Below are 21,218 nucleotides of genomic sequence, written 5' to 3'. Positions count from 1 at the left end.
AGTTTTCCGCACCGGTCCCGGCACGCTGGGAGTTAGGCGAACCTAACTCTCAGTTCACGTTTCCGGTAAACCGTACGTCCGTCTTGTAAGACTGCGCAAGGCGGGGTCACGCTGTCGCCCGGATGACGAACTCGTTGCTCTCCGTATAGGTCGGCTGGAGTCGCACCCCACCCACCACGGCCGCCGGCAGGACGAACGCGGTGCGCTTGTCGACGATGTCGTCCCGAAATCTTCCCAGGGTCACGGGGGTCGCGCCGGCCGCATGGCACAGCCGGAGAGCCCACGTGCCGGCCGGCAACGCCGGGATCGACGCCTGGAACTCGGGGCCGTCGGTCGTCACCGTCAGCTCCCGCGACTCGTCACCCCGGTGCGCGCGCAACGTGGCGGAGTCGAACATCGCGCCGAAGAGGCGGCCGGTCAGATGGATGCCGTCGGTGTCGGCCGAGACGTCCCCGACCTCGGCGTAGACCGGCTGGTCCCAGACGCGTACGCCGAGGGTGCCGTCGGCGGCCCGGAACGGGAGCTGGATGCGCTGCCCGAGCGGGCCGTCCAGCAGCCCACGGGTGTCGCGGACGCCGGCGAGCGGAGCCGTGCCGTCCGCGGCCAGAACGCGACCGACGCCCGATTTGTCGAAACTTATCGTGGTGCCGGCCGGCAGTGGGCCCACCCCGTCCCAGTCCAGCGTGGGTTCGCCGACCGACGGAGCGGGGCCCAGCGTCGCGACCGGCGTCCGGGGCCGGCGCGGCGGCCGTTTGCCCGCCGCGAGCTCGAGGAACAGGCGCTCGTACTGTTCGGCGATCGGCGCGGGGTCGTACCGGGCGGAATTGGCGAGCGCCGCCGCCGCCATCGAGCGCCGCAGCTCGTCGTCGTTGATCACCTGGAGCAGGGCCGCGCCCATCGCGTCCGGGTCCCCGACCGGCGTGAGCAGGCCGTCCGCACCGTGCCGCAGGATCTCGCCGGGTCCGTACGGCGCGTCGGTGCTCACCACCGGCACCCCGCAGCGCATCGCCTCGACGAGCGTCATCCCGAACGGCTCCCGGTCGGCCGAGACCGCGGCGATCGACCCCTTCGCCCACTCCGTCTCGATCGGCGCGTAGTTGCCCATCATCCGCACGTGGTTGTGCAGGCCCAGTTCGAGCACCAGGGCCCGCAGCGCCGGCATCTCCCGCCCGTCCCCGTAGATCCGCAGCTGCCAGTCCGGCCGCTCGGCCACCACCTTGGCGAACGCGCGGACCAGCACGTCGTAGCGCTTGCTCGGGACGAGGCGGCCGGCCGCGACGACGAGCTTCGCCCGCCCGTGCGACGGCGGCACGGTGGGCGCGGGGATGCCGTTCGGGACGAACAGCAGCCTCGTCCGGCGTAGTCGCAGGTGCGCGGCGTAGTCGTCGGCGTCGCGCTGGGACACCGTCACGAACGCGTCGAGCTTGCGCAGGTAGCGCGGCATCCGATCGCGCAGAGCCTGGCGGTGCTGGTCCCGGGTCAGGTGCTCCTGACCGATGCGCACCAGGTGCTTGGGGGCGAACTTGGCCGCGTACGCGATCAGGCCCGGCCTCGTCGCGATGACCACGTCCGCGTCGGTGGACCGCAGGTGCTCCCGGTGCAGCCGCTCGACGTGCCGGTCGTAGTCGGCCGCCTTGAAGTCGGCGCGGGGATAGACGCGGCCCGGTTTGCCTCGGCCGGGCGCGTCGGCGACGTGGTCCGGGTGGTCCTTGCGGATGTCGACGAGTGACATCAGCCGGATCGCCGGATCGACCGGGAGCTGCGGCACGTCCCGCCGGCGTACGGTGCTCAGGACCTCGATCTCGTGGCCCCGCGCCGCGAGTGCGGCACCCAGATTGAAGCTGGTCTTGATGGTTCCGCCGATGCCGAAGGCATCGTTGATGAGGAAAAGCACCTTCATGCCTTATCGCGGGACCTTTCCGGGACCGGTGGGGTTCGCCACGTTAGCCGCTCCGTGCACCTCGCGTTTACCCCGGTGTCGGAAAGGGCACACGCGGACTCGTGAAGGCCCCTACCGACCGGACCGCCCTGACCGACTTCTTCGATCGCTACGGTGTGGCTCTGACGACCGGTGATGTCGCCGCGGTGGCCGGCTGCTACGCGCTGCCGGGCATGGTTGTCGCCGACTCGTACAGCTTCACGTTCACCTCGCCCGCCGCCGTCGCCCTCTCCTTCCTCGGCGCCTCCCCGGCCTACCGGGAGCAGCAGATCGTGGCCGCGCACGCCCAGATGCTGGACGTGCAGCAGCTGTCCGACTCGCTGACCCTGGTGGCGGTCGCCTGGGAATATCTGGACAGCAGCGGCAACGCGCTCTCCGGCGGACATTTCCACTATCTGCTTCGCTCGGACGAGAACGGGCCGCGGATCACCACGGTGATCGCGACGCGTTGAGCCCGGTTCCCGGACGACCCACCACCGTGGCGGATCAAGCTTGCTGAAAACGTCGTACCCCGATGCGAGTATTGCTCGGTGACGACGATCGAGATCGCCCCCGACGCGCCCGCCACCGGCCGCAGCCGCCCCCGGTGGCTGGTCGTGCATTACACCCGCCCCGACGGTGAATACGGCGCGTGGTGGCTGCACACGTGGGGCGACGTCGCACCGGCGGCGGCCACCGGTTATCCGGGCGGTGCCGCGTTCGCGGGCGAGGACGTCTACGGCCGGTTCGCCTGGGTGCGGCTCGCCGACGACGCCCGCGACGTCGGGTTCCTGCTCGTCGACCACGCCGGCGGGAAGGACGTCGACGAGGACCGCCACGTCGACCCGTCGAGCACCCCGGAGATCTGGCTGCGGCCCGGCGATCCGGCCGTCTACACGGCACCGCCCACCCCGGTGCCCCACCCGGTGCCCGACGGCGAGGTGGTGATCCACTACCGCCGGCCGGCCGGCGACTACGCGGGCTGGGGCCTGCACGCCTGGGAGGGCACGCCCCGCAAACCGCGCTGGGACCGGCCGGTCAGCCCGGCCGGCTACGACTCGTTCGGCGCCGTCTTCCGGGTGCCGGTCCGGCCCGGCGCGGTCGGCCTGCGTTTCGTGCTGCACCGGGGCGACAGCAAGGACCTCGCCGACGACCAGCGCCTCGACCTCACCGTCAGCCGCGAGGTGTGGATGCTCGCCGGCGTCACCGCGCCGGTGCGGCCCGACCTGGGCAGTCTCGGCCCCGAGCTCGACCCGGCCCGCCAGCTGGCCGTCTTCCTCGACCGCACGACCATCGCGCTGCCCGCGTCCGGCACCGACCGGGCCGACGCGTTCACCCTGGTCGCGTCGGCCGACGGGACGATCCGGCGGGACGGTGACGAGCTGGCCGGCGAATTCACCACGCTGCCGCTCACGCCACGTCCCGGCGGTCTCTTCCAGGCGCAGAGCCGCCGGTTCCCGCACCTGCGGGCCTACCGCGCGTTCTCGGTGCGGGAGCTCGGCGACTCCGCCCTCGGCTATCTGCTGCGCGGTCAGCTGCTCGTGGTCGGGCGCGACGCCGAGGGCCGGGTCGCCACGATCACCGGGGTGCAGCTGCCGGGCGTGCTCGACGACCTCTACCCCGAGGCGGCCGAGGCCGAGCTCGGCATCGTGATGACCGACGACCGGCCGCAGCTGTCGGTGTGGGCGCCCACCGCCCGCACGGTCGAGCTGGAACTGTTCCGCGAGCCCGGCGACGAGCCCAAGGTGCTGCCGATGGACCGGGACGGGGCCACCGGCGTCTGGACGATCGCCGGTAAGCGCAAATGGCTCGGGCGTTACTACCGCTACCGCGTCGAGGTGTGGCACCCGGCCGCCCAGCGGATCGTGACCACCAGCGTCACCGATCCCTATTCGATCGGCCTGGCCACCGACTCGACGCACAGCCTGCTCGTCGACCTGGCCGACCCCGAGCTCGCCCCGCCCGGCTGGGACACCCTGACGAAACCGGCGGCCGTCGCGCCGGCCCGCATGCAGATCGCCGAGGTGTCGATCCGCGAGTTCTCGATCCTCGACGACTCGCTGCCGGCCGCCGAGCGCGGCACCTACGCCGCGTTCACCAACCCCGGCGGCACCGGCATGCGGCACCTTCGCTCGCTCGCCGACGCCGGCCTCACCCACCTGCACCTGCTGCCCGCGTTCGACTTCGCCACCGTGCCCGACCGGCGCGCCGACCAGCGACTGCCCGCCTGCGACCTGGCGTCGTTCCCGCCCGACTCCGAGGAACAGCAGAAGGCCGTCATGGCGGTGGCCGAGACCGACGGGTGGAACTGGGGTTACGACCCCTGGCACTACACGACCCCGGAGGGCAGCTTCAGCACCGACCCGGCCGGCCCGGCCCGCATCGTCGAGTTCCGCGAGATGGTGGCCGCGCTCAACCGCGCCGGCCTGCGCGTGATCATGGACGTGGTCTACAACCACACCTTCGAGGACGGGCTGCACCAGCTCAGCGTCCTCGACCGGGTGGTGCCGGGCTACTACCACCGCGCCCTGGCCGACGGCTCCACCGCCGAGTCCACCTGCTGCCCCAACACCGCCCCCGAGCACATGATGATGGGCCGGCTCGTCGTCGACTCGATCGTCACGTGGGCCCGCGAGTACAGAGTGGACGGTTTCCGCTTCGACCTGATGGGTCATCACCCCAGAGCCAACATCCTGGACGTACGCGGTGCGCTCGACCGGCTGCCCGGCGGCAAGGACGTCTACCTCTACGGCGAGGGCTGGAACTTCGGCGAGGTCGCGTACGACGCCCGGTTCGCCCAGGCCACCCAGGTCAACATGGCCGGCACCGGCGTCGGCACGTTCAACGACCGGTTGCGCGACGCCATCCGGGGTGGCGGCTCCTTCGGCGACCCGACCGAGCAGGGCTTCGCCAGCGGGCTGGGCGGCAACACCCCGCTCTGGCTGCACGACCGTCTCAAGGTCGGGCTGTCCGGCGGCCTGTCCACCTATCGGTTCATCACCCACACCGGGGCCGAGCAGAGCGGCGCCCAGATCGACTACAACGGCTCGGCCAGCGGTTACGCCCTGACCCCGGGCGAGACGATCAACTACGTCGACGCCCACGACAACGAGATCCTCTACGACGCCCTCGCGTTCAAACTGCCCCGCGACACGGCGCCGGCCGACCGCGCCCGCATGCAGATCCTCGCCCTGTCCCTGATCGTCCTGAGCCAGGGCATCGGCTTCATCGCGCTCGGCAGCGAACGGCTGCGGTCCAAGTCGCTCGACCGCAACTCGTTCAACTCCGGCGACTGGTTCAACCAGATCCGCTGGAACCCCGAGCACGGCAACGGTTTCGGCGTCGGCCTGCCGCCGGCCGACGACAACGCCGACAAGTGGCACCTCGCCCGCCCGCTGCTCGGCGACCCGTCCCTGGTCCCGTCACCCGAGCTGATCGCGATGACCGCCGAGCGCTACCGCGAGCTGCTGCGCGTCCGCCGCTCGTCGCCGGTCTTCGGGCTGCCCACCGCCGAGGAGGTGCAGCGCCGGTTGACCTTCCCGCTGAGCGGCCCCGGCGAGACCCCCGGCGTCCTCGTCATGTGTCTCGACGGCACCGGCCTCGACCCCCGGTGGCGCCAGATCGTCACCGTCTTCAACGCCACCGGACAGCCGGCCACCCAGACCGTGCCCGCCCTGGCGGACGTCGACCTGACCCCCCACCCCGACCAGTCCGCGTCCGCCGACCCGGTGCTCGGCACGGCCGGTGCCGCCGCCGGCGTGCTCACCGTGCCGGCCCGCTCGGTGGCCGTCTTCGTGGCCGGGCTGTAGGAGATGCTCGGCGACCGCTGGGGCGTGACCGGCAGCACCCGGCTGCTGCTCGAAAGTGGTGATGAAGGCACCTCGCCCGGTGGCCGCGGGCCTCGCCGTGGGTGACCTGGTGATGGCCCGCAGCCAGCTGCTGAACCTGAAGAAGCCCGCCGAGCCCCGGTAAGGCCGGCGGCGTGGCGCCAGGGCGGCGGGAGGCCTGGCAAGCGCGGGCGGGCCGCGGGGGCATACCGCGGATCGGGTGATCTTGAAAGGGCTGGGATCTGACCCGGGCCGGGGGTGGGCGGTAACGTCGGGGGCGAGCAGAGGAGTGGGAGGCACCATGGCCGAGAAGAGCGGGGCTCAGCCCAGGACCGAGTCGCACGACCCGGATTTTCCGGAGGCGTTTCTGCAGTTCATGCGGGATGGATGGCGGGATGAGGAGCTCAGTGTCGCGCCGTTGGCCGAGGCGCCCAACTTCGCCAAGCGGCGGGCGGCGCTGTCGGCGGCGTTCCCCGGGGAGACGCTGATCATTCCCAGCGGGAACGAGAAGGTTCGCGCCAACGACACCGAATACCCGTTTCGGCCCGGTAGTGACTTCTTCTACCTGACCGGCGACCGGGATCCGGACAGCGTTCTGGTGCTGCGGCCGACCGGGTCGGGACACGACGCGGTGCTCTACACGCGGCAGCGCAACTCGAAGGAGACCGACGCGTTCTTCCGCAGCCGCAACGGGGAGTTGTGGATCGGGCGCACCCACACGCTCGGCGAGAAGGCGACCGAACTGGGGCTCGAGACGGCCGCGCTGGGGGAGCTCGGGGGAGTGCTCGCGCACTCGGCGCCGGGGCGCACGCGGGTGCTGCGCGGGTTCGACGCCAACGTCGACCGGGCGATCCTGGCCTACGAGCCGGAGCGGGACAAGCCGCGTGACCGGGAGCTCGCCTGGACGCTGTCGGAGCTGAAACTCGTCAAGGACGAGTGGGAGATCGCCCAGCTGCAGGCGGCGATCGACGCCACCGTGCGCGGGTTCGAGGACGTGACCCGGGTGCTGCCGGCCGACCGCGGGGTCAAGGAGCGGCTGCTCGAGGGCGTGTTCGGGCTGCGGGCGCGGCACGACGGCAACGACGTCGGCTACGGCTCGATCGTCGGCTCGGGGGCGCACGCGACGATCCTGCACTGGGTGCGTAACACCGGGGTGACCACGCCGGGTGACCTGCTGCTGATGGACATGGGGGTGGAGGGACACAACCTCTACACCGCCGACGTCACCCGCACCGTTCCGGTGAGTGGCACGTTCACGCCGTTGCAGCGGCAGGTCTACGACATCGTGCACGCGTCACAGCAGGCCGGCATGGACGCGATCCGGCCCGGCGTGGAATACAAGCACATCCACCTGACCTGCATGCGGGTACTGGCCGAAGGGCTGCACGACCTGGGCCTGCTGCCGGTGAGCGTCGACGAGGCGATGGACGGGAACAGCACGGTCTACCGCCGGTGGACGCTGCACGGCTTCGGGCACATGCTCGGCATCGACGTGCACGACTGCTCGAACGCGCGTAACGAGAACTACCGCGACGGCAACCTGGCCGAGGGCTACGTGCTGACCGTCGAGCCGGGCCTCTACTTCCAGCCCGAGGACGAGCTGGTGCCGGCCGAACTGCGCGGTGTCGGGGTGCGCATCGAGGACGACGTGCTGGTCACCGCCGACGGTTATCGCAACCTGTCGGCCGAGCTGCCCCGCTCGTCGGCCGAGGTGCAGGAGTGGATGGCCGCTCAGCGTGCGGCGGGACCGCGCCTGCCGGGCTAGGGCCGCCGGGTCAGGAGTGCCAGATGTCGTAGTCGGAGACGGCGAAGCACTCGGTTTCGTCGTCCGCCTTGATCTCGAGCTTGACCGGGCGGCCGTTCTTGGCGTCGTAGGTCGCGGTCACCTGCGCGCCGTCGTCCTCGGCCGTCCGGGCCATCGTGATCAGGCCGGCCAGGGTCGGCGGGTCGATCTCCTCGCCGTCCTGCCCGGCGGCCGGGCCCAGGTCGACCTGGGCGCTGGGGGACGCCTGCACCGAGGCGCCCAGCCGCTTGGAGTCGATCACGTCGCCCGACTTGACGACGATGTTGTAGCGGCCGAGCGGCGCCTTCGCGTCGCAACCGCGGGTCAGCGTGTAGCTGTACTGGAACGGCTCGGCGTAGGCGGGCGCCTTGTCGGCGTTCACCGGACTCGGCGCCGACGCCGACGCCGTGGGTGACGCGGCGGTCCAGGTCGGGGTGTCGTCGCGCGCCGAGCATCCGCCGACTGCCGCCACGAGGGCGACTCCCCCCAGAACCACACCCAGCCGCACGACGACCTCCTGTGACGCGAACCCACGTGCGGCGCAATGTAGCTCACTTATGCTCCCTCGGACGAGGCAGCTGCGTTTTCGCCCGTAAATCCAACTATGTCTGGATATCTTGGCTGAGTGCACAGAAGGATCTTCGTGCTCGGTGGTCTGGGCGGTCTGAGCGGTCTCGGCGCCGCGGCCGGGCCCCGCTCGAGCGGCCCGGCCTACCCGTTCTCGATGGGCGTCGCCTCCGGTGAGCCCGCCCCGGACAGCGTCGTCCTGTGGACCCGGCTGGCACCGTTCCCGCTCGCCGAGGACGGTCACGGTGGCATGTCCTCCGCCGACATCACGGTCGAATGGCAGGTGTCGGCCACGCCGTCGTTCGCCCGGCCGGTCGCGCGGGGAACCTCCACCGCCCGCTTCGCCGACGCGCACACGGTGCACGCCGTCGCCGGTGGCCTCGCCCCCGACGCCGAGTACTACTACCGGTTCCGCGCTCAGGGACATCACTCGCCGACCGGCTCCACCCGTACGGCGCCGGCCCCCGGGGCGAGCGCCCGCGACCTCGTCGTGCTCGCGGCCTCGTGCGCGAACCTCGAGGCCGGTCACTTCACCGCCTACCGCCGGATGGCCGAGGAGCGCCCGGGGCTGATCCTGCACCTGGGCGACTACATCTACGAGGGGGCCGGAAAGCCCGGCCACGTGCGCGAGCACCTCGGCCCGGAGATCGTCACCCTGGCCGGCTACCGGCGCCGGTACGGCCAGTACAAGTCGGATCCCGACCTGCGGGCGGCGCACGCCTGCGCCCCCTGGCTGGCGGTGCCCGACGACCACGACGTCGAGGACGACTTCGCCGGCACCCACCGCCTCGACGACCGCCCGCCGCTGACCCCCGCCCAGTGGAGGATCCGGCGGGACGCCGCCTACCGCGCCTACCGCGAGCACCTGCCGCTGCGGCCCGGCTCCCGGCTCCACCGGCGCGTCGGCTGGGGCCGGCTGGCCACCTTCCACATGCTCGACACCCGGCAGTTCCGCGACCCGCAGGCGTGCGGCGGCGGCTACCGGGCCTGCCCCGGCGCCGACCGGCCGGCCCGCAGCCTGCCCGGCCGGGCCCAGGAGGCCTGGCTGCTCGACGGCCTGGCTCAGCACCGCGCGACCTGGGACCTGATCGGCCAGCAGGTGTTCTTCGCCGAGCAGGTGAACGCGGCCGGCGTCGCCAACATGGACGCCTGGGACGGCTACCGCGCCTCCCGCGACCGCCTGCAGCGCGGCTGGGTCGAGCGCCGGGTGCGCAACCCGGTCGTGCTGACCGGCGACGTCCACACCGCCTGGGCGAACGACCTGAAGGCCGACTACGCCGATCCGGCCTCGCGCACCATCGGCACCGAACTGGTCTGCACCTCGATCACCTCGCGCGGCGACGGCAGCCGGGTCACCCGGATCCCCACCGGCGCGGTGAACCCGCACCTGCGCTTCTACTCCGACCGCCGCGGTTACCTGCGGAGCACGCTCACCCCCGCCGAGATCACCGCCGACTTCCGCGCGATCGACGCGGTCAGCACCCCCGGCGCCCCCGTCCGTACCCTGCGTTCATTCAAGATCCAGAACGGCCGACCCGGAATCATTTAGTACGCCCGAGGGGCCCCCGACCGCACTCGGGCGAACCCCGCCCGCGGGCGGCTGCCGCAGTGGTTGTGGCCATGAAATGAATCGTGGTTCAATCTTTGCGTGCCCTATCGTCCGACCGCCCTGACCAGGAAGAACGCTCAGGACAAGCGCGCCGGCCTGCGCCGTGCCGCCCGTGGTCTGGTGGCCGCCGGCGGGTTCCGGGCCGCCACCGTCGCCGCCATCGCGGCCGAGTGCGGGGTCAGCGTCGGGTCGGTCTACTCGCATTTCGACAGTCGCGACGGCCTGCTCGCCGACGTGTTCCGCGGTGCCGCCGGCCACGAGATCGACGTCGTGCGGGCGGCGGTGGCCGCCGCCGGACCGCGGGCCACCGACCGCCTCGGCGCGCTCGTCGACACGTTCAGCGGGCGCGCCCTGCGGGGCCGGCGGATGGCGTGGGCGCTGCTCTTCGAACCGGTCAGCCCGGTCGTCGAGGCCGAGCGCCTGGCCTACCGCCGGTCCTACACCGAGCTGCTGGCCGGGATCGTCGGCGACGGGCTGGCCACCGGCGAGTTCCTGCCGCAGGACGCCGGGCTGGCCGCCTCCGCCGTGCTGGGCGCGGTCTCGGAGGCGCTGATCGGCTGGCTCCGGCCGGACCGCGACGAGCCCACCGCCGAGGTCGCCGACGGCATCCGGGCGTTCTGCTTCCGGGCGCTCGGCGCCCACCCCGAGGAGGGACCATGAACGGTACGCATGAGGTCGTCAACCAGGCCCCGCCCCGCGCCGGGCTCAACGAGTTCCTGATCAACCCGGCGCTCACCGAGGCGGTCGAGCGGTACGGCGCCGGCTGGGCCACCGGCCACCTCGCCGGCGTGGGCGAGCTGGTCGGCCGGCCCGACTTCCAGCGCGACGCGGAGCTGGCCGACACCAACCCGCCGGTGTTCACCGGCCACGACCGGTGGGGCAACCGGGTCGACGCGGTCGACTTCCATCCCGCCTACCACCGGGTCCTCGCCGCGGCCGTCGAGCACGGCGCGCACACCAGCTGCTGGGCCGAGCCACGCCCCGGCGCGCACGTCGCACGGGCCGCCACCTTCATGCTGTTCGCCCAGGTGGAGGCCGGTCACGCCTGCCCGGTGAGCATGACCCACGCGGTCGTTCCGGCACTGCGCCTCGACCCCGCGCTCGCCGAGGTGTGGCTGCCGAGGGTCTACTCCCGCGACTACGACCCGCGGCTGCGCGACGACAAGGCCTCGGCGATCTTCGGCATGGCGATGACCGAGAAACAGGGTGGCTCCGACGTGCGCGCCAACACCACCCGGGCGGTCCGCACCGGCGCCGGCACGTGGCGGCTGACCGGCCACAAGTGGTTCTGCTCGGCCCCGCAGTCGGACGCCTTCCTGGTGCTGGCCCAGGCCCCGGCCGGGTTGTCCTGCTTCCTCGTCCCGCGCGTGCTGCCCGGCGGCGAGCCCAACGTGTTCCGCATCCAGCGGCTCAAGAACAAGCTCGGCAACAAGTCGAACGCCTCGTCCGAGATCGAGCTCGACGACACCACCGGCTGGCTCCTCGGCGAACCGGGACGCGGCGTGCGCACCATCATCGAGATGGTGGCCCAGACCCGCCTCGACTGCGTCCTGGGCACCGCCGCCGGCATGCGCCAGTCGGTCGCCGAGGCGGCCTGGCACGTACGCCACCGCAGTGCGTTCGGCGCGCTGCTGATCGACCAGCCCGCGATGACCGCCGTGCTCGCCGACCTCCAGCTCGAGGCCGAGGCCGCCACCTGGACCGCGATGCGGCTCGCGGCCGCCTACGACGACGACGGCGCCGAGTCGGTGGCCTTCCGCCGGCTGGCCACCGCGGTGGCGAAGTACTGGGTCTGCAAGCGCGGGCCGAACCACGCCTACGAGTCCCTGGAGTGCCTGGGCGGCAACGGTTACACCGAGAGCTTCCCGCTCGCCCGCCGCTACCGGGAGCAGCCGGTGCTGGCGATCTGGGAGGGCTCCGGCAACGTGATCGCCCTGGACGTGCTGCGAGCGATGGCCCGCGAACCCGAGTCGGTGCAGGCGTTCGACCGCGAGATCGCCTCGGCCCGGGGCGTGCACCCGGCGTTCGACGCCCACCTCGCGGCCACCCGCGACCTGGTGCGCCGCGCCCTCGCCGCCCCCGCCGACGCCGCCGGCCAGGCGCGCCGCGTCGTCGAGGCGCTGGCCCTGGCGTTGCAGGGCGCGGTGCTGATCCTCCAGGCCCCGGCGGCGATCGCGGACGGTTTCGTGGCGGCCCGCCTGGGGCCCGACCGCGGCCTCGAGTACGGCGCCCTGGCGCCCGGCCTCGCCCTGTCCGCGATCACCGGCCGAGCCTGACCGGCCGAGCCTGACCGCCCGAGCCTGACCGCCCGGCTGGGCCTGACCGGCTGGGCCTGACCGGCTGGGCCTGACCGGCCGGGCAGGGCGTTGCCGGTCGGCGGGCTAGCGGCTGGGCACGGTCAGGCAGGCCACCCGCGCGCCGGCCTTTCCCGCCTCGCCCGGCGCGGTGTGGGTGTGCTCGGCGTGCAGGACCAGGGCGTGCGGCGGGGCGTCGGCGCGGAAGTCCCAGCCGTGCGAAACGGTGGCGGTGGCGGAGCCGGCGGCGTCGGTGGTGAAGTCGAGCCAGACCTCGTTGCCCGGGTTCGCGTAGACCGGGTTCACCGACGGCGTCACCGGGTCCCGGTGGTTCTGGTAGTGCGGGCCGGCTGCCTCCGGGTCGGCGGCGCAGGCACCCACGTGCAGGTGGGCGCCGTACATCCGGCCGGCGGTCAAGCCGGTGAGCGTGACCGCGACGTCGGTGCCGTACCCCGTCCTGGTGATCGAGAGCTTGGCCGTCGCGCCCGCCGGGACCACCGCCGGGTCGTAGGTGATCGCGGTCGAGCCGGGGCGGTATGCCGCGAACGTGCCGACCACCTCGACCGAGGGCAGCGAGGCCGGGACCGTCGCGGAGGCGGGGTGGGCCGGGGCGATGTCGGGCGCGGGCGGGAAACCGGTGATCATCGTGATGGGCAGGGCCAGGGCTAGTGCGCGAGTCAACATCACCAAATAATGCCAAAAGCCCACCTAACGGACGGGTACTGGCGCGGAATGAAGTCTGACGCAAGGCTGTGGGGAAAAGGGGGCGGCTATGGGGTACGCGGTCGTGATGGGGGAGGCTCTGGTCGACCTGCTCGAGACGGAGCGCGAGGGCGAGCTGATCTACCGGCAGGCGATCGGTGGAGCGCCGCTCAACGTCTCGGTGGGAGCCACCCGGCTCGGGGGTGACGTCCGCTATGTCGGCGCACTCAGCAACGACATCCTCGGCGACCGGCTGGCCACGTTCCTGCGTGCCGCGGGAGTCGGCATCGGGGGCGTGAAGCGGGTGGGGGTGCCCACCACCCTGGCCGTGACGACGTTCGAGGGCGCCGAGCCGACGTTCACGTTCTACGGCGAGCCACCGTCCTACGCGCTGCTGACCCCCGGTGACCTGGACACCGCGGAGATCGCCGGGGCCGACGTGCTCTACACCGGCTCGATCTGCCTGCTCCGCGAGCCGTTCCGGGACGCCGCCCGCGCCGCCTGGCAGGTCCCGGGGCCGCTGCGGGTCTTCGATCCGAACATCCGCCCGACCCTGCTGCCCGACGCCGCCGCCGTGACCCGCAACCGCGAGCTGGTCGAGGAGTTCTTCGCCACCGCCGACCTGGTCAAGCTCAGCTCGGCCGACGCGGTCGTGCTCTACGACGGTGCCGGGCCGGCCGCGGCCGCCGAGCACATCCGCGGGCTGGGCGCCAAGGCGGTCGTGGTGACCTGCGGGGCGCAGGGCGCCTACGTGGCCGCCCCGGACGGCACCGCGATGCTGCCGGCGCCGAAGGTCGACGCGATCGACGCCACCGGCGCCGGTGACTCGGTGATGGGCGCGCTGATCCGCCGCCTGCTCAGCGGCGGTTTCCCGGCCGGGCTCGCGGGCTGGCAGGACTGCACGCGGTTCGCCCTGGCGGTGGCCGGCCTGGTCTGCGAGCGCAACGGCGGCGCGACCGCGATGCCGACCGGCGACGAGCTGACCGCCCGCTGGGGCGCGCTGATCTGAGCGGCTTCCGGGCCGACTGGTCGGTCCGGGTCGCCGAGCGCGCGGGCTGCTTCAGTCCGGGTCGCCGAGCGCGCGGGCGATGAACCGCCGGCGGTCCAGGAGCATCCGCTCGACCCGGACCTCGGCCACCAGGGTCTCGCCGTCGCGCACCACCACGTCGAAGGCCAGCTTGCGCCCGTCCACTTCGGCGAGTGTGGCGAGGGCGGTGACCAGCCGGCCGACCGGGGTGGGGGCGAGGTGCGAGATCTCGGCGCGCACCCCGACCGTGGTCAGGCCGCCGGGCAGCTGACGGGCGGTCGCGGCCACCGTCGCGGCCTCGGCCAGAGCCAGAACCCGCGGGGTGCCCAGCACCGGGACGTCGCCCGACCCGAGTGACTGGGCCGTGTCGGCGTCGCCGACGGTCAACTCCACCCGGGCGTTGGTGCCGGGTGCGAACTCCGGAAGCTCCATGACCGAAGCTTAGGAGCGAGCCGGACCGCGGGCCAGGCGAGCCCGCAGCGCGAGCTGCTCGGCGAGCGCCCACGCCTCGGCGAGATCGCGGTCGCGGGCCTCTCCGGAGCGGCCGCCGGCGGTGTCCGCGTAGACGGTGGCGAGGCCCAGCCACCGTTGCACCGGGCCCTGCACGACCCGGACGCTCTGCAGCCGGGCGTACGGCACCAGGCTCATCTCGCGGGTGAACAGCCCCCAGCGGGTGACGAACACCTCGGGGGTCAGGCCGGCGCCCAGGTAGCGCAGTGCGAACGGGTGCACCCAGCGGGCGCGGGCCGGCGGCGGGGTGGTGGCCAGGGTGGCGAGGTCCACTCCGGGCAGCACGTCCCAGACCAGGCCGCGCGCGGTGGCGAACTCGCCGACCGGCAGCAGGCGATCGGAGCGCTTGCTGTCGCGGCCCGGTTCGCCCGCGTAGCCGGCGATGTCGAGCCGCAGATGCAGCCACTTCCGCGCGCGCCACAGCAGCGGCCAGGTCACCCCGACCGATTGCACGCGGTTGAGCGGTACGACCTGGCTGCGCGTCTCGAGCAGGCCGTAGCGCACGACGAGCCGTCCGCCCGGGTCGCGCGCGAGCCGGAAGTCCCAGTCCTGCAGCACCCGCCGTACCGGTTGCAGCAGCACACCGGCCATCGCGGTCATGGTGCTGGCGATGCCGATGAACGTCCACTGCGCCTCGAGCAGGGTCTGGGTGACCACGAACGCGATGCCGAGCGGCAGGAAGATGGCCTGCGGGGTGAGCAGCTGGCTGATCACCAGTTGCCGGTTGGGGACCCGCAGCAGCGGGCGTTCGAGGGTGGGCGCGACGGGTGCCGCGGCCGGCGCGCCGCCGTCGGCCCGCTCCGGCGCCTGGCTGCGGCCGGCCAGGGCGAGCAGCCGTTCGCGCAGGCCGGCCGCGTCCCGGACGGTCAGGTAGGCCAGCGGGGCCTCGGTCTTGCCGCCCCCGACCACCTCGAGGCGCAACTCGGCGAGGCCGGTGAGCTGGGCGAGCAGCGGGCGGCGCAGTTCCACCGCCTGCAGCCGTTCGAGCGGGATCGCCCGGTTGCGGCGCCAGATCAGGCCGTCGGAGATCCGCAGTTCCCGGCCGACCACGTGGTAGCCGGTGGTCAGCCAGCCGACCAGGGAGAAGATCACCACCCCGAGGGCCAGCACCAGCACGACGATCGCGAACCGTTCCAGGCCCACCTGGGACAGCGTCTGCCAGGACAGGGCGGCCACCACCACCGCGATGCTCTTGGCGCCGTGCAGGATCGGGCTCAGCGGGTGCAGCCGTTTGCGGGGTTCCTCGCCGGTGACCTGCTGAGGCGGCGGGCTGGTGGTCACAGGCCCTCGGCCCGGTCCTCGCCGAGGGCGGTGAGCCGGTCGCGCAGCCGGGACGCCTCGGCCGGCGGCAGGCCCGGCACCTTGGCGTCGCTGGCCGCGGAGGCGGTGTGCAGTTGCACGGTGGCCAGCCCGAACGCCCGTTCGAGCGGTCCCGCGGTGACGTCGACGAACTGCATCCGGGCGTACGGGACGATGGACAGCCGCCGCACCAGCAGGCCGTGCTTGACGAGCAGGTCCTGGTCGCGTTCGGCGTAGCCCCAGGCGTGGACCGCCCGGACGGTGACGACGGACCGCCAGATCGCGTAGACCACCACGGCCGCCATGCCCGCGCCCCAGGCCCAGTGCGGCGCGAAGTACCACCCGATGCCCAGCCCGGCGAGGAACACGACGACCCACACGACCCGGGCGATGAGCTCCACTGTGATCAGCTTGGGCGACACCGGGCGCCACACGACGGTGTCCGGCCAGGGGGTCAGGGCATCGACAGGTGGCTGCGTCACAGACTGAAGCCTAGGAGATGGCACCGAAGGGCGTCACTTCGCGCAGGAATCCGCGGAGATCGAGGAAGGTGCCCAGCGAGTCGCGGTGCTCCGCGCAGGCGAGCCAGATCTTCCGGCGGTCCGCCTCGTGGATCTTCGGGTTGTTCCAGTGCAGGGCCCACACCGCCGACGCCCGGCAGCCCTTCGCAGAACACTGCGTATCGACGTCCCAACCCACCCCCCAACCCTAAGCCGCCGCCCCGGCCCGCCCGCCATGGGGTTTGACGGGCTCGGCCCGCCGGTCGCGTCGAGGTGCGCCGGCCGCGTGAGGTGCGCCGGTTGCGTGAGGTGCCGCCGTGGGTTTCAGGGGCTCGGCCCCTGAGCAGAAACAAAAAGGCCCCCAGGTTCGCGCTTCTCAGCGAACCGAGGGGACCTAGGGCCTTTACGCCGCCGGGCGACCACGGGGGAAGCCGCCCGGCGACGAATCGAATGTTACACGGTTCACTCGGGGCCGCTGCAACCCCGGCGGGTGCCCGATCCGGCGTATCGCGCAGAAAGATCGACACGACAGGGCCATGGCGGATCACGGGCCCGGCGCGTTATGCGGCTACACCGAGCGCGCTTTCAGGTCGGTCGTGTAAGTCTTGTTCGTCGGCGTGGCGCCGACGCGCTTAGATAGCAGCTTCAAAGCCGACCGCTGTGGAGGCCCGGTGGCCCAGCCGTTCACGCCCGAGACCGACCCGAGTTCGAACGGGCCGGGTTCCCACGGCGCCCCTGTGCCCCCGGCACAGGACGCGACCCAGTTGGAACGCGCCATGTTCGAGGTCAAGCGGGTGATCGTCGGCCAGGACAGGATGGTCGAGCGGATGTTCGTCGCCCTCCTGGCCCGTGGCCACTGCCTGCTCGAAGGCGTCCCGGGCGTCGCCAAGACCCTGGCCGTCGAGACCCTCGCCAAGGTGGTCGGCGGCACGTTCTCCCGCGTGCAGTTCACCCCCGACCTGGTGCCGGCCGACATCGTCGGCACCCGGATCTACCGGCAGAGCTCGGAGAAGTTCGACGTCGAGCTCGGCCCGGTGTTCGTCAACTTCCTGCTCGCCGACGAGATCAACCGGGCGCCCGCCAAGGTGCAGTCGGCGCTGCTCGAGGTGATGGCCGAGCGTCAGGTGTCGATCGGTGGCCGGACCCACGAGGTCCCCGACCCGTTCCTGGTGATGGCCACCCAGAACCCGATCGAGCAGGAGGGCGTCTACCCCCTGCCCGAGGCGCAGCGCGACCGCTTCCTGATGAAGATCCTGGTCGGTTACCCGACCGACGCCGAGGAACGCGAGATCGTCTACCGCATGGGGGTGAGCGCGCCCGAGCCCAAGGCGGTCTTCACCACCGAGGATCTGCTCGGCCTGCAGCGCCGCGCCGACCAGGTGTTCGTGCACAACGCCCTGGTCGACTACACGGTGCGGCTGGTGCTGGCCACCCGCGACCCGGCCCAGCACGGCATGCCCGACGTGGCCGGCCTGATCCAGTACGGGGCGAGCCCGCGCGCGTCGCTCGGCATCGTCCGGGCCACCCGCGCGCTGGCCCTGCTGCGCGGCCGGGACTACGCGCTGCCGCAGGACCTGCAGGACATCGCGCCCGACATCCTGCGGCACCGGCTCGTGCTCAGCTACGACGCCCTCGCCGACGACATCCCGGCCGACCACATCGTGGCCCGCATCATGCAGAGCGTCCCGATGCCGTCGGTGGCGTCCCGGCAGGGCACCTCGCCCAACGGCGGCCCGCCCGCGGCGCCGCCGGTGAGCGTGGGTCCGCAGGCAGGTGGCGCGTGGCCGGCTCCGCACTAGGGCCCGACATCTCGGCACCGGCACTGGAGGGCGCGGCCCGCGCCGAGGCGGTGCTGGGGCGGCTCCAGCTGCTGGTCACCCGCAAACTCGACGGGCTGCTGCAGGGCGATTACGTCGGCCTGCTGCCGGGCCCGGGCACCGAGGCCGGCGAGTCCCGGGAATACCGTCCGGGCGACGACGTGCGGCACATGGACTGGCCGGTGACGGCCCGCACCACGCTGCCGCACGTGCGGCGCACGGTCGCCGACCGGGAGCTGGAGACGTGGCTCGCGGTCGACCTGTCGGCGAGCCTCGACTTCGGCACCGCCCAGTGGCTCAAGCGGGACCTGGTGATCGCCGCCGCGACCGCGATGGCGCACCTGACCGTGCGCGGGGGCAACCGGATCGGCGCGGTGGTGGGCACCGGCTCCGGCGTACCCGCCGGAGGCCGCCGCAAGGCCGCCGCCGAGCCGCCCCGCCCGCCCAACGTCCGGCTGCCGGCGCGGCCGGGCCGCAAGGAGGCGCAGGGGCTGCTGCGGGCCATCGCCCGCACCGAGATCCGGCCCGGCCGGGCCGACCTCGGCGAGCTCGTCGACATGCTCAACCGGCCGCCTCGCCGGCGTGGGGTGGCCGCTGTCATCTCCGACTTCATGGCACCGGTGGACGGCTGGGCCCGCCCGATCCGCAAGCTGGCGGTCCGCCACGACGTGCTCGCGATCGAGGTCGTCGACCCGCGCGAGCTGGAACTGCCCGACGTGGGCGTGCTCGCTCTCGCCGACCCGGAGACCGGCGAGCTGCACGAGGTGCGGACCTCCGACGCCAAGCTGCGCGCCCGCTACGCCGAGGCGGCGGCCGCCCAGCGCGGCGACATCGCCCGCGCCCTGCGCGCGGCCGGCGCCGCCCACCTGCGCCTGCGCACCGACACCGACTGGTTGCTGGACATGGTCCGATTCGTGTCCGCCCAGCGCCACGCACGCACCCGGGGGACCACCCGATGATCCGTTTCCTGGAACCCTGGTGGCTGCTCGCGCTGCTGCCGGTTCTCGCGCTCGCCGGCGTGTACGTGTGGCGGCAGTTCCGCAAGCGCACCTACGCGATGCGCTTCACGAACGTCGACCTGCTGCGCACCCTCGCCCCCAAGGGCCTGGGCTGGCGGCGGCACGTGTCGGCGGCCGCGTTCCTGCTGAGCCTGTTCCTGCTCGGGGCGGCGATGGCCCGGCCGTCGATCGACCGGGAGGAGCCGCTCGAGCGGGCCACCGTGATGCTGGCGATCGACGTGTCGCTGTCGATGGACGCCGACGACGTCGCGCCGAACCGGCTCGAGGCGGCCCAGGAGGCGGCCAAGTCGTTCGTCAACGAGCTGCCGGCCACCTACAACGTGGGCCTGGTGTCGTTCGCGAAGTCGGCGAACGTGCTGGTCTCGCCGACCAAGGACCGGTCCGCGGTGGTCAGCGGCATCGACGGACTGACCCTGGCCGAGGCGACCGCCACCGGTGAGGCGGTGTTCACCTCGCTCGACGCGATCCGCACCGTGCCGGCCGACGGCGCCGACGGGGCCCCGCCGGCGCGCATCGTGCTGCTGTCCGACGGTTACCGCACGTCGGGCCGCTCGACCGAGGACGCCGCGTCGGCCGCGTCGCAGGCGAACGTGCCGGTGTCCACCATCGCGTTCGGCACCGACACCGGCGTGGTCAACATCCAGGGCGAGAACAAGCTCGTGCCGGTCGACCGGCAGTCGCTGCAGCAGCTGGCCGAGGCGACCAAGGGCTACTACTACGAGGCGGCGTCGATCGGCGAGCTCAAGAAGGTCTACGAGGACATGGGCAGCTCGATCGGCCACCGCGTCGAGTCCCGCGAGGTGACCCAGTGGTACGCCGGGGTGGCCCTGCTGTTCGGCCTGTGCGCGGCCGGGCTCAGTCTGATCTGGACGTCACGGCTGCCCTAGCGTCGAGAAGCCCGTCCGGGGAGTGAAGAACGGAACTCCGGTCGCCTGTCGGCGCCGGAGTTCCGGGTGTCGGGTGCGCGGGCGTGGCCCGCCTGGATGGCCGCTCACGAGTTGCTGTGCACGAGCACGAACAGGACGACCACCCAGGCCGCGGCGAGGGTGAAGCTGAGGGGCGCGACGAAGTTCTTCATGACTGACTCCGCTCGGTGAGCTGGCGATGGAAAGCGCGCAGATCACGTCGCGGCCGGCACCACGCATCCGGCGTCGCGGCGCACACGACAGGGCCGGCCCGGCACGGGTGAGTGCGCGGACCGTGGATGCGGGCGGAGATCGATGTCAGCTGACGGGCTGACGACCGGCCCGGCCGCGACTAGGAGGATCGCTATCTCGCACAGCGATCACCTCCACAAGTAGTCGGGCTTGAGGGCCGTCGGAGACTGTACCCGTTAAGCGCCACTTAAGAAACGCGGGCGCCCCGGTCGTGGCGAGGACCACCCGTCAGGACGATGTCGGTGACCGCGCGCAGGGTCGCGCTGCCCTCGGCGAGGTAGAAGTCGTGGCCGGCCACGCCGTCGGTGGGCAGGGCGTACGCGCCGAAGTCCGGGGCGGACGGCCGTTTCCCGAGGCCCAGCCCGAACAACCGGACCTGGGGGATCCGCCGGATCCAGTCGTGCCGGGCGAGAGCGGTCCAGACCCGGGCGCCGCCCAGATCGGCGGCGCGGCCGGCGCCCATTCCCGGCGAGCCGAGGGCGATCAGGTCGCCGATCTCCGGCAGGCCGGGGGCGGCCAGGCCGACGACGAGGGAGCCGTAGCTGTGGCCGATGAGCGTGATCGCGGCCGCCGGGCGCAACCGCCCGAGGTCGCGGACGAACGCGGTCAGCAGATCGGCCCCGGAGCGGGCCCGGCCGTAGGTGGCGGCGGCGAGGCCCACGCCCTCCGGCGGGTCGTAACCCAGCCAGGAGATCACCGCGACGTCCCGGTCACGCTTGCTGAGCTGCTGGTAGAGGGTGCGGCCCTGGACGCCGGGCGCCCGCCGGGCCACCCCGCCGAGGCCCCGGTCGAAGTCGGCGAGGGTGGTGTCGACACCCGGCACCAGGATCGCGATCCGCCGGGCGGTGGCCAGGTCGCCGAAGACCTCGGCGGTGCGGCCGTCGCCGACCGGGTCGAAGAACAGGAACTGCCGGCCCCGGGCGGCCCAACCGGCGTACGGGCAGCCGGCGGCCAGCATCCGGACGGCCGTCTCGCGGTAGGCGGCGGTGACCGTCGCCCGCGCCGTGGCCGGTGCCGCGACGGGTGCGCCCGCCGGCGGGGCGAGGTCGGCCGCGGCGGCGGGGCCGGCGGTGGCGGGGGCGGTGGTGGCCGGGATCGGGATGAGCAGGGCCAGGGCGAGCGCGCCCGGGAGGATTCGCATGGGCCGCACACTCCGGCCGGGAGACCCCCGCGGTCGTCACACCGGGGA

The 21,218-nt window shown here is 72.9% G+C and carries 18 protein-coding genes; 10 read left to right on the top strand and 8 right to left on the bottom strand.

Annotated elements, in window-relative coordinates; genetic code table 11:
• Positions 1–106: 106 nt before the first annotated feature.
• Positions 107–1,900, bottom strand: a complete 1,794-nt coding sequence (locus Afe05nite_RS39665) for a glycosyltransferase (RefSeq protein ID WP_203822488.1) — start codon at positions 1,898–1,900, stop codon at positions 107–109.
• 101 nt (positions 1,901–2,001) lie between these two features.
• Between Afe05nite_RS39665 and Afe05nite_RS39660 the strand changes: the two genes are divergently transcribed.
• The 3 genes from Afe05nite_RS39660 (at position 2,002) to Afe05nite_RS39650 (ending at position 7,510) form a co-directional block, all read left to right on the top strand.
• On the top strand, positions 2,002–2,391 hold the full coding sequence (locus Afe05nite_RS39660; protein WP_203822487.1) for a DUF6841 family protein: 390 nt from the start codon (positions 2,002–2,004) through the stop codon (positions 2,389–2,391).
• A 78-nt stretch (positions 2,392–2,469) separates the two neighbouring features.
• On the top strand, positions 2,470–5,727 hold the full coding sequence (gene pulA, locus Afe05nite_RS39655) for a pullulanase-type alpha-1,6-glucosidase (protein ID WP_203822486.1): 3,258 nt from the start codon (positions 2,470–2,472) through the stop codon (positions 5,725–5,727).
• Positions 5,728–6,046: 319 nt separating this feature from the next.
• Positions 6,047–7,510: an aminopeptidase P family protein gene (locus tag Afe05nite_RS39650; RefSeq protein WP_203822485.1), complete on the top strand. Its 1,464-nt coding sequence runs from the start codon at positions 6,047–6,049 to the stop codon at positions 7,508–7,510.
• Between the two features lie 10 nt (positions 7,511–7,520).
• Here the strand turns inward: Afe05nite_RS39650 and Afe05nite_RS39645 are convergent, their stop codons facing one another.
• Positions 7,521–8,036: a DUF6174 domain-containing protein gene (locus Afe05nite_RS39645; RefSeq protein WP_203822484.1), complete on the bottom strand. Its 516-nt coding sequence runs from the start codon at positions 8,034–8,036 to the stop codon at positions 7,521–7,523.
• A gap of 117 nt (positions 8,037–8,153) precedes the next feature.
• On the opposite strand from Afe05nite_RS39645, the gene Afe05nite_RS39640 reads away from it, so the two are divergent.
• The 3 genes from Afe05nite_RS39640 (at position 8,154) to Afe05nite_RS39630 (ending at position 11,980) form a co-directional block, all read left to right on the top strand.
• Positions 8,154–9,644 (top strand): alkaline phosphatase D family protein, encoded by a 1,491-nt coding sequence (locus Afe05nite_RS39640; protein ID WP_239118559.1) that lies wholly within the window; start codon positions 8,154–8,156, stop codon positions 9,642–9,644.
• Between the two features lie 99 nt (positions 9,645–9,743).
• The gene (locus Afe05nite_RS39635; RefSeq protein ID WP_203822483.1) at positions 9,744–10,364 is read left to right on the top strand and encodes a TetR/AcrR family transcriptional regulator; all 621 of its coding nucleotides are present in this window, start codon (positions 9,744–9,746) and stop codon (positions 10,362–10,364) included.
• The gene (locus Afe05nite_RS39630) at positions 10,361–11,980 is read left to right on the top strand and encodes an acyl-CoA dehydrogenase family protein (RefSeq protein WP_203822482.1); all 1,620 of its coding nucleotides are present in this window, start codon (positions 10,361–10,363) and stop codon (positions 11,978–11,980) included. Before Afe05nite_RS39635 ends, Afe05nite_RS39630 begins: the two co-directional genes overlap by 4 nt.
• Before the next feature lie 105 nt (positions 11,981–12,085).
• Here Afe05nite_RS39630 and Afe05nite_RS39625 read toward each other — a convergent pair whose 3' ends face one another.
• The gene (locus tag Afe05nite_RS39625) at positions 12,086–12,682 is read right to left on the bottom strand and encodes a superoxide dismutase family protein (RefSeq protein ID WP_239118558.1); all 597 of its coding nucleotides are present in this window, start codon (positions 12,680–12,682) and stop codon (positions 12,086–12,088) included.
• Between the two features lie 88 nt (positions 12,683–12,770).
• On the opposite strand from Afe05nite_RS39625, the gene Afe05nite_RS39620 reads away from it, so the two are divergent.
• Positions 12,771–13,709, top strand: coding sequence for a carbohydrate kinase family protein (locus Afe05nite_RS39620; protein WP_203822481.1), 939 nt, complete (start codon positions 12,771–12,773; stop codon positions 13,707–13,709).
• Between the two features lie 51 nt (positions 13,710–13,760).
• On the opposite strand, the gene Afe05nite_RS39615 is transcribed toward Afe05nite_RS39620, so the two are convergent.
• Genes Afe05nite_RS39615 through Afe05nite_RS39600 form a run of 4 tightly spaced genes read right to left on the bottom strand, consistent with a single transcriptional unit; the run spans position 13,761 to position 16,235 of the window.
• On the bottom strand, positions 13,761–14,159 hold the full coding sequence (locus tag Afe05nite_RS39615; protein ID WP_203822480.1) for a thioesterase family protein: 399 nt from the start codon (positions 14,157–14,159) through the stop codon (positions 13,761–13,763).
• Between the two features lie 9 nt (positions 14,160–14,168).
• A complete protein-coding gene (locus tag Afe05nite_RS39610; RefSeq protein ID WP_203822479.1) occupies positions 14,169–15,518 on the bottom strand; it encodes a PH domain-containing protein in 1,350 nt (449 codons plus the stop codon).
• The gene (locus Afe05nite_RS39605; protein WP_203822478.1) at positions 15,515–16,018 is read right to left on the bottom strand and encodes a PH domain-containing protein; all 504 of its coding nucleotides are present in this window, start codon (positions 16,016–16,018) and stop codon (positions 15,515–15,517) included. Before Afe05nite_RS39605 ends, Afe05nite_RS39610 begins: the two co-directional genes overlap by 4 nt.
• Positions 16,019–16,028: 10 nt before the next feature.
• A complete protein-coding gene (locus tag Afe05nite_RS39600; protein ID WP_203822477.1) occupies positions 16,029–16,235 on the bottom strand; it encodes a hypothetical protein in 207 nt (68 codons plus the stop codon).
• Positions 16,236–16,707: 472 nt separating this feature from the next.
• Between Afe05nite_RS39600 and Afe05nite_RS39595 the strand changes: the two genes are divergently transcribed.
• The 3 genes from Afe05nite_RS39595 to Afe05nite_RS39585 are packed head-to-tail and all read left to right on the top strand — an operon-like array spanning position 16,708 to position 19,759.
• Positions 16,708–17,835 (top strand): AAA family ATPase, encoded by a 1,128-nt coding sequence (locus tag Afe05nite_RS39595; protein ID WP_203822476.1) that lies wholly within the window; start codon positions 16,708–16,710, stop codon positions 17,833–17,835.
• Complete coding sequence (locus tag Afe05nite_RS39590) at positions 17,817–18,812, top strand: DUF58 domain-containing protein (RefSeq protein WP_438869688.1); 996 nt, start codon at positions 17,817–17,819, stop codon at positions 18,810–18,812. The genes Afe05nite_RS39595 and Afe05nite_RS39590 overlap by 19 nt, the downstream gene beginning before the upstream one ends.
• Positions 18,809–19,759 (top strand): VWA domain-containing protein, encoded by a 951-nt coding sequence (locus Afe05nite_RS39585; RefSeq protein ID WP_203822475.1) that lies wholly within the window; start codon positions 18,809–18,811, stop codon positions 19,757–19,759. Before Afe05nite_RS39590 ends, Afe05nite_RS39585 begins: the two co-directional genes overlap by 4 nt.
• A 457-nt stretch (positions 19,760–20,216) precedes the next feature.
• Here Afe05nite_RS39585 and Afe05nite_RS39580 read toward each other — a convergent pair whose 3' ends face one another.
• Positions 20,217–21,170: an alpha/beta hydrolase gene (locus Afe05nite_RS39580; protein ID WP_203822474.1), complete on the bottom strand. Its 954-nt coding sequence runs from the start codon at positions 21,168–21,170 to the stop codon at positions 20,217–20,219.
• Positions 21,171–21,218 lie beyond the last annotated feature (48 nt).

The sequence above is a fragment of the Paractinoplanes ferrugineus genome, assembly GCF_016862195.1.
Lineage (GTDB): Bacteria > Actinomycetota > Actinomycetes > Mycobacteriales > Micromonosporaceae > Actinoplanes > Actinoplanes ferrugineus.
This window is presented reverse-complemented; position numbering and strand designations above follow the sequence as displayed.